Genomic DNA, 7,798 nt, shown 5'->3' with positions numbered 1-7,798 from the left:
CGTTGAGGTAAGCGAAAGGTGCCAAGTCGACCAAACAGTCTCCCCCTAGGATCACCATCCGGTCAGGCTGATGCTTTTGGATAAGGTGCTGCGCATGTGCTAGCTGCTCTAGTAATGCACTGCGAGCCACGATGCCGTTTTCAACCTGCAGCGGTTGCCCATCAGGTTTCGCTACATGTACTTCCTCAACCGGGCCATTTGTCTCTGGAGCGAGCCAAGACAGTAGTTGGGCGCCGAAGAAATACGGGGCATTGTTGCCGCCTTGCCATTGAGGAAAAAGCAAACGAAGGGTTTTATTGGAATTGCTAGCCATTGAGTTACCACCTTGTGGGCAGAAGTTGGAGTAAGGATTTTTCAGCGCCCATCAGGCGGGAGAAACTAATTTTGGTTTGGTCGATTCGGAAGCCTCGGCAGCGACGATTGAGAGGATGACGAGTACCAACGCAAAGCCATCAGTTACCTGAAGATGCTCTCCAAAAAACAGAATTGAGAAGAACGATGCCGCCAAGGGAATAATGGCAACTGCCATTCCTGTCGCACTGGCGGGTATACGCGTTACGCCTTTGAAAATGAGAACGTAGGGCACGGCCCAGACTAAAGCTCCGTAATAAGCCATGACCCAGCCATTGGCTGCTGTCAGCTGTAACCAGTCGAAGGAGAATCCCTGCACGATGGCCATAGGCGTTGTGAATACGGTTCCGGTGAGGCATAGCAGGAATACGGTGCTCCATAGCATCCTTGGCTATGGGATAGCTGATCCCGACCAGGGTGTAGTACAGCAAAACGTAAAAGTAGCCTCGGCTCATAACAGACCTCGATTTTCAGTTATGGCAGCTACAAAGTGATCCCGATAGCAATTGTTCGGCGTTCAGCCGACGCTTTTATGGATGAGCAGGGCTATGCGGTGCAGCCTCACTTTAAGGCTTGAGAGGAGGGGGGGCTTTGCTGTGAGTGACACATGCTGTGCTCAGATTGCCAAGTGAATTAGCTCTGACGCATCAGTTGCTGGGGGGTTATGCCGTAGGCTTGTTTGAAAGCTCGGCTGAAATGAGAAAGGTTGGTGAAGCCGAAGCTCAACGCTACCTCACTTACCTGGCTGAATTGACCGTTCAGTAACGCGTCATGACATGCGGACAATCGCTGGAGCCATAACCAGCGGTTGATCGTTGTGCCCTTAGGTGCAAACAAGCGGTTTAGCGTTCGTGGAGATATATGAACAGCTTGAGAAATGGTTTCAGCTGTAAGGTTGGGTTGGCTGAGGTTGGCAAGGAGGAATTCCTTGACCCTCATTAGCTGTCGATTGCTATGGCAAGATTGCTCCTCTACTGCAGAGCCATAAGCCGCCTCAAACGCTGTTGATAGCACATCAAGCAGAGCAGTGTTCACGCGCTCGTTTTGGGAGTCTGACTGCACTTGCGCGCCCCAGATCTCCATCAACATGGATTTAGCGAGTCTACCCAGTGGGGACTGGTTGTCTAATGTGCGGCTCAAGAATCGCTCAACGTATGGGATACGGTTCTGGAGAAGCGTGCGAGGCACCGCAAGCACAATCTGATCGTCGCCAGTGGGCAGAGTGCAAGTGTAGGGGCGGGCGCTATCAAACAGTACGATATCCCCGGGCCGCTGCTGCGAGACCCTGCCGGATTGACTTACATAAGCGACGGGGCATAGTGAAAGCGCGATGAAATAGTGATCACTATTGTCATCTTTCTGGCCTCGCTCATACTCGATGGGGTGTGACTGGATTCTGCTGAACGTCACCCCACCTTTGACTTTGACCTCTAGAGACCCATCGAACGGCTCATCCGTAAGCTTGCGGTTAATTGTCGGGGCATACGTTGAACACACAACATCCTGCCAGTAATCGAAGCGTTCTTTGGGCAGCAGGGAGCATGTCGGATAAACGATAGCCATTTCTTACCTGCCGTAGCCAAGCCTGACGATTTAGATACCTCACATTACCAGCAGCTACTCGGCGAATGCCATACACGTGGTCGGATGCGAAGATCAGCTGGCTTCAGTGAAAGGGCATAAACGCGGCTGAATGCATTTTGCGGGTCAGCCATGGTGCGTTTGTTGTGAGCGCTCAATCCCCCAGCGCACATAAAGTGCCAGAAGAATGAAGCATGCACCGACCGCATCCTGCGGCACCAACGCCGACTCTATCTGTAAGCAATCCTGTGATCACCTATGCCGATATCAAGATTTATCATCGACACGTTTATGGCGTTGATCAACTGACCTGCGTCTCCAGCCCTTCGTAGCACGTCGATGCCAATGAGAAGACTGACGCCCGCGTGGCTGCTGGCGACAATGATGATGGGGATTGGAACCGCCCAGGTGAGGCTGCCAAACAGTGACATAGCGCACATGCCGGCTGCCATCGTCATCAAGATCCTCCTTCACACGTTTGGATAAAATGAGATTGCTCGCGATGTCAGCGATGCCGTACAGACACAGAAGTAGCGTCACGCTCATTTCGCCGAAGCTAGTTTCCTTTTCCATGAAGGTAGCCAGTGAATCGCCCCGGACGCTTACGACTGATGGCCGCTCACAGACCGATATCGGGCTTGGGTGAAAAAGGAGTACCACGTTGCCTGGTTGGGCGAGATATCGGTCGCAACATTGCTCGGTATCCAGTTCCACCTCAGTACCATGGCGAATGCCAGGCCAGTGAAATTTGCCCTTGTTCAACCGGCGCGCCGCCAGCCATACTCCGAAGCCGTCATGCACCAGCACTTTCATGCGATTGGCGCGGCGGTTGGCGAACAGGTAAGCACAGTGCGGCTGCGCCGCACCGAACACCGCTATGACCCTGGCTAACGCAGTTTCGGTGCCTGCGCGCATGTCCATCGGCTCGGTGGCGAGCCAGATGGAGTCGATGCGAATCATCGCAAAAGGTCTCGAAGAAAGGTCACGCAGGCAGCAGCATTTTCAGTGGGCCAGTTCACTTAGACGGTGCCGCGCGGGTGCTGTATTTCGACGCAGATATTCGATGATGATGAGTGGGACTTTGCCCAGGCCAACGGCACGTGTAACGGAATAAATGCAGATTGTAGCGCTGTGCTTTTCTGCGCTTGCAGCCGAATCAATTTGTGGGCGAGGTTCGCGTTGAGGTTATGGCCGAGTGCGATGCTGGCAATCGAAGCGCCCGGCTGGCCACACTCTTGAATGGCTTGGGCTTTGAAGGACTTGGAATAGGAATGGCGTGTTGGCTGCATGAAATACCCGCTTAAAAAGCTAGAGCTGGTGTCCACTTAAATTTAAGTGCACACCATGTCTTGGCCTTGAAGGGCTGGGTAGATGACTTGGCAGGACGCATACGAGCGAACGGACAAAAATAACGAAAGTGCGGCTCACCCGCATCGAATTTATTGATTGTTAGCGGTGTCTGGCTCACCGCTGGAGCTGCCTTTGCGCCGCTCGCTGGGAGCGATGCCAAAGTGGCGCCGATAAGCGCGCGTAAATGCCGCCTGAGATTGGTATCCGACCTGCGCCGCAATGGTGCCGATCGCTAGATCGTCTTCGCGCTGTAGCAGTTTATCAGCCTCCAACATGCGCAAATTAGCCAGATAGGTCAGCGGTGGTTGTCCAATTGCTTGGGTGAATGCGGCCGCGAAGGTTGAGCGCGACATGCCGACGTCCACGGCGAGCTCGGCAACAGTCCAGTTTTTTTCGAGCTGTCGGTCCAACAGTCCAAGTGACGCGGCGATTGTTGGCACACTCAGCGTGGCGATATCACTCGCGTGCGCGATGGCTCGAGCATTGCCTGCGGCGTTAAATACGCTCCGCGTGGCATTGAGGAACAGTAAGTAGATCATCGTCGCGGTGAATGCGCCGCTACCGGCACCTTCGCAAAGGCCCTGTAGCAAGCGTCTATCTGATGTGAGTTGCAGGGTTTTATCGTGCATCAACATGAACGGTGGCAAGCGTGCGCTGAGCCTCGTGCGTTCGGGGCGCTCCAGTCCAAATACCGAGCACAGCACTAATGCGGATGTCGGCTCGCTGCGGCCGAGGCGGATTCGCGCCGGTTGATCCGAGCTTGTCAATTTTCGAAAGCCGCCAAATAGCGAGCTCCTAATGACTGCACGTGATCCGAGCAGTTTGTGGCGTGCTCCGTGCGGAAACAGGATGAAGTCGTGCGCCCCGGCTTGGTGTTTGTTTCCATTTGGATCCACAACGTGAAGATTACCTTCGAGCACGAAATAGGCGATCACACGATCGACCGACTCGATGCGGATATGAGCGCTATCTGCAATTTCCACCAGCGCCATCCCGGCGCGCTCCATGCGGACAGATAGAAGCAGATCAGTGAGCGTGGCGGTCATGGCGTACTCCAGAGTATGACTTTGCAGATCATCCTTAAGTTTTTGCACATCGTCCAGAGCGCCCGTAATTGATTTGCCCATCTGTGCGCTCAGGAGCAGCATCCATGAAGATTAATTCAAGAGGTGTTATTTGAAGCTCCTGTTTGTCATTTCGCTTGGCCACAAGGATCGCGGGTGTTCTGGAGGCCCCATGGTGCGTGCTCGCACGCCCCTGCAATGCCTTTTACGCAACTGAAAGCGCAACTCACCCATCGGTGGAAAAACTTCACCTCATATCCACTACATGAAGAGCCCATACGTAATGAGCACAACAGATATCAATCGCCAGATAGTCGAAAAATATTGGGATCACTACTTTCGCAAGGACTGGAAAAAAGTTGCGTTGTTTTACACCGACGACGCCAATTACACCGATGTCGGTGTTGATCCAGTCGGGGCGAATGGACCTGCGGAAATCATTGCACGGCTACGTATGGGCATCGATCCAACATCGAGTTACGAACATCAGTGTCGGCACATTATTGCTCAGGGCAACATCGTGATGACCGAGCATGTCGAGGTCTGGGGTTTCAAAACCGGTGAACGTTTTGAGCACGCCTTCGTGTCGGTAATGGAAATTCGTGACGGCAAAATTGCTCGCTGGCACGACTACTCGCACTGCGCAAATATCTTCAATAACGCACCCGCGTGGTGGCTCGAACATGTACGTAAGGGATGGCGCGACCAGATCATCCCGATCGATCAGCTTTAGATCCGACTAATCATTGAAGAATTCTAAATGAGCCAAGACATAGAACGTCTCAACGTGATTGCAAAGCAACTGCGGCGTCATGTGCTTGCTCAGGCCATTGGTGCCGGGCAGGGTTATGTGGGCCAAGGGCTGCAGAGTGCGGATTTGTTTACTGCGTTGTTCTTTCACGAAATGCATTGGAGCAAGACGTTGAAAGATGATCCGCGCCGCGATCGCTTTCTGCTTTCTACGGGCCACTATGCAATTGCGCTGTATGCCGCTTTCGCCGAGGCCGGTTTGGTCGCACATGCCGATTTTGCCAGCTACGGACAGGACGGCAGCGCGCTGACGCTCGGTGCTGAGCCCGGCCATGTTCCCGGCGTTGAATTCGCCGGTGGTTCGTTGGGACAGGGGTTGGGAGTGGCTGCAGGCCTTGCCTGGGGGCTGCGGTTCAATCGAAATCCAGCTCGCGTCTTCAACTACATGTCCGATGGCGAGGTGCAGGAAGGTTCGACCTGGGAAGCCGCGATGCTTGCCGGTGCGCAGAACCTTGGCAACTTGATCAATATTGTCGATGTGAACCGTACGCAGGCCGACGGCCCGCTGGTGTTGGAAATCGAACCGCTAGCTGAAAAATTCCGTGCCTTTGGTTGGTGGGTCGCTGAAGTGAACGGTAACGACATGGCGGAGCTCGTCGATGTATTTGCACGAGTCCGTGAAGATGCAACGAACGAACCGTCGCGACCAAAGGTAATCATCGCGCATACACGACTTGGCTATGGCGCGCCGTCGATTATGGAGTCTGAGAAAGCCCATTTCGTGCGTATCAATGATGAGCAGTGGCAGCGTGTGGCAGCCGAAGTTGAGGCGTTTATATGAGCAGAGAATCGATTACTGGCGCAGCGGCTCAGATGGGCATGCGCGCAGAGCCAGGAACATTCGGCAGGGTCTTGCTGCAGGCCGCTCAACAGCGTCCTGAAGTCGTCGCACTCACGGCCGACCTGGCCAAATACACTGACCTGCAGGCGTTTGCCGAAACCTATCCGACGCGTTTTCTCAACGTAGGAATGGCCGAGCAGAATTTGGTGATGGTGGCGGCCGGCATGGCGCGATCAGGTCTGGTGCCAGTGGCAACCACATTTGCCGCGTTCATGACACGGCGCGCGCAGGATTTCACCATCATGCAAGTGGCCCTACCGCGCGCCAACGTAAAACTCATTGGTGCTGTACCGGGCGTGATGCCGACTTTCGGTCCGTCGCATACCAGTATTGACGATCTGGCAATGATGCGCGCTGTGCCCAACATGGTGGTGATCGATCCCTGCGACATGCGTGATCTGAAAGAGGCGACAGCCGCGGCGCTTGCATACGATGGCCCGGTCTATCTGCGTCAGCCCTTTTTTAATGCGCAAAGCGCGGCCGTGACCAGTGAGCGCGAAGCCTTCCAAATCGGCAAAAACACACTGCTTTGCGCCGGTGGCGATGTAGGCATTATTGCCAGCAGTTTCATGGTTGGGGAGGCCTTGCAGGCCGCGCAACAGCTCGCGCAGCAGGGCATACAAGCGAGCGTTTTGAAAGTATCGAGCTTGAAGCCTTTCGATACGCGAAGTGTGCTTGAGCTGGCAGCGCGGGTACCGCGTTTGATTACGGCTGAAAATCATTCGGTTATCGGTGGGCTGTTTTCGACCGTGGCGGAAACGCTCGCGCGCGAAGGCTTGGCGGTGCGCGTTGAAGCCGTCGGTGTGCAGGATGTGTTTCCGATGTTCGGCTCGCGTGAGTATGTCGCTGGGCAACTAAACATGACGTCGGGCGAAATCGTGAAGCGCGCATTGTCGTTGTGCCGTATCTAAATCAGCGCATGTTTTTCTCGGAGATCAAGTAATGCGAATGGCAGGCAAGGTAGCACTGGTTACTGGTGGCGGTTCGGGTATCGGCGCCGCATCCGCCGCAACGTATGCGCGTGAGGGCGCCTCGGTCGTAATTGTCGATATCAACGCCGAGGCCGCCGCACGTGTTGCCGAGCAGATCAACATCAGCGGCGGCAATGCGTGTGCCTTGACGGCCAATGTCGGTGAGCTGACGGACATTGAAAACATGATCGCGTTTGCCATCGACGAGTTCAGCCAACTCGACGTATTGCACAACAACACAACCAATGCCGCATTGGGGCCGCTGGGCGAGGTCGAGACTGATCAATTTCAAGCATCGTTCGATATCGGCTTGCGCTCGTTCTGGTACGCCTCGAAACATGCGCTGAAACACATGGTGCCGCGCGGCGGCGGCACGATCGTCAACACCGCTTCGATTTCCGGACTTGCTGCCGATTACGGGCTCGGGGCTTACAACATTATGAAATCGGGCGTGATTGCGATGACACGCTCCATCGCGATTGATTACGCCCGCAAAGGCATCCGCTGCAATGCCATCTGCCCCGGCATTATTTTCACGCCACCTTTTGAATCGATGCGCAAAAACGCGCCGGAGCGAATCGCAGCAATGGCCGACTCAGTTCCGATGGGGCGCTTCGGCAACTCGCAGGAAGTGGCCAATGTTGCGTTGTTTCTTGCCTCGGATGAATCGTCCTACATGACGGGGACAACGCTGGTCGTCGACGGCGGTCGTCTCGCTTACACCGGCACACCAGGGCCTACTGGATTTGGGCCGGATTGGGTTTAAGCCAATGACTGAAATATGGCTAGTGACAATGCCGCGTGATTTTTCGAAGGCATTCCGTGTTGTG

At 54.7% G+C, this 7,798-nt stretch carries 9 protein-coding genes; 4 read left to right on the top strand and 5 right to left on the bottom strand.

Annotation, left to right across the window (positions count from 1 at the left end; translation table 11 throughout):
* From ALTER154_RS20790 to ALTER154_RS20760, 5 genes are all read right to left on the bottom strand, one after another.
* Positions 1–313 (bottom strand): arginase family protein (locus ALTER154_RS20790; protein WP_178126352.1); only part of this gene is annotated, 313 nt, incomplete at its 3' end.
* A 51-nt stretch (positions 314–364) separates the two neighbouring features.
* The gene (locus ALTER154_RS20785) at positions 365–736 is read right to left on the bottom strand and encodes an EamA family transporter (protein ID WP_160089931.1); all 372 of its coding nucleotides are present in this window, start codon (positions 734–736) and stop codon (positions 365–367) included.
* Positions 737–984: 248 nt separating this feature from the next.
* Positions 985–1,914, bottom strand: coding sequence for a helix-turn-helix domain-containing protein (locus tag ALTER154_RS20780; protein ID WP_160089929.1), 930 nt, complete (start codon positions 1,912–1,914; stop codon positions 985–987).
* 285 nt (positions 1,915–2,199) lie between these two features.
* Positions 2,200–2,892 (bottom strand): IS66 family insertion sequence element accessory protein TnpB, encoded by a 693-nt coding sequence (gene tnpB / locus ALTER154_RS21090; protein WP_256665675.1) that lies wholly within the window; start codon positions 2,890–2,892, stop codon positions 2,200–2,202.
* Positions 2,893–3,371: 479 nt separating this feature from the next.
* Positions 3,372–4,409 (bottom strand): AraC family transcriptional regulator, encoded by a 1,038-nt coding sequence (locus tag ALTER154_RS20760; RefSeq protein ID WP_160089925.1) that lies wholly within the window; start codon positions 4,407–4,409, stop codon positions 3,372–3,374.
* 220 nt (positions 4,410–4,629) lie between these two features.
* On the opposite strand from ALTER154_RS20760, the gene ALTER154_RS20755 reads away from it, so the two are divergent.
* The 4 genes from ALTER154_RS20755 to ALTER154_RS20740 are packed head-to-tail and all read left to right on the top strand — an operon-like array spanning position 4,630 to position 7,734.
* Entirely contained in the window at positions 4,630–5,079 is a 450-nt protein-coding gene (locus tag ALTER154_RS20755) for a nuclear transport factor 2 family protein (RefSeq protein ID WP_160089923.1), read from the top strand.
* A gap of 27 nt (positions 5,080–5,106) precedes the next feature.
* Complete coding sequence (locus ALTER154_RS20750; RefSeq protein ID WP_160089921.1) at positions 5,107–5,937, top strand: transketolase; 831 nt, start codon at positions 5,107–5,109, stop codon at positions 5,935–5,937.
* Positions 5,934–6,908: a transketolase family protein gene (locus tag ALTER154_RS20745; protein WP_160089919.1), complete on the top strand. Its 975-nt coding sequence runs from the start codon at positions 5,934–5,936 to the stop codon at positions 6,906–6,908. Before ALTER154_RS20750 ends, ALTER154_RS20745 begins: the two co-directional genes overlap by 4 nt.
* A 37-nt stretch (positions 6,909–6,945) precedes the next feature.
* Entirely contained in the window at positions 6,946–7,734 is a 789-nt protein-coding gene (locus ALTER154_RS20740; RefSeq protein ID WP_160089917.1) for an SDR family NAD(P)-dependent oxidoreductase, read from the top strand.
* Positions 7,735–7,798 lie beyond the last annotated feature (64 nt).

This window comes from Pseudomonas sp. 9AZ (assembly GCF_902506525.1).
Taxonomy (GTDB): Bacteria; Pseudomonadota; Gammaproteobacteria; order Pseudomonadales; family Pseudomonadaceae; genus Aquipseudomonas; species Aquipseudomonas peli.
Note: the sequence above shows the minus strand (reverse complement) of the source record. Positions and strands in the feature narration are given on the sequence as shown.

Bases quoted from the DNA above. Each gene is read 5' to 3' on its own strand.
- ALTER154_RS20760 (WP_160089925.1), bottom strand. From the start codon at position 4,409: ATGGGCAAATCAATTACGGGCGCTCTGGACGATGTGCAAAAACTTAAG.
- ALTER154_RS20755 (WP_160089923.1), top strand. From the start codon at position 4,630: ATGAGCACAACAGATATCAATCGCCAGATAGTCGAAAAATATTGGGAT.
- ALTER154_RS20785 (WP_160089931.1), bottom strand. From the start codon at position 736: ATGCTATGGAGCACCGTATTCCTGCTATGCCTCACCGGAACCGTATTC.
- ALTER154_RS20750 (WP_160089921.1), top strand. From the start codon at position 5,107: ATGAGCCAAGACATAGAACGTCTCAACGTGATTGCAAAGCAACTGCGG.
- ALTER154_RS20780 (WP_160089929.1), bottom strand. From the start codon at position 1,914: ATGGCTATCGTTTATCCGACATGCTCCCTGCTGCCCAAAGAACGCTTC.
- ALTER154_RS20745 (WP_160089919.1), top strand. From the start codon at position 5,934: ATGAGCAGAGAATCGATTACTGGCGCAGCGGCTCAGATGGGCATGCGC.
- tnpB (WP_256665675.1), bottom strand. From the start codon at position 2,892: ATGATTCGCATCGACTCCATCTGGCTCGCCACCGAGCCGATGGACATG.
- ALTER154_RS20740 (WP_160089917.1), top strand. From the start codon at position 6,946: ATGGCAGGCAAGGTAGCACTGGTTACTGGTGGCGGTTCGGGTATCGGC.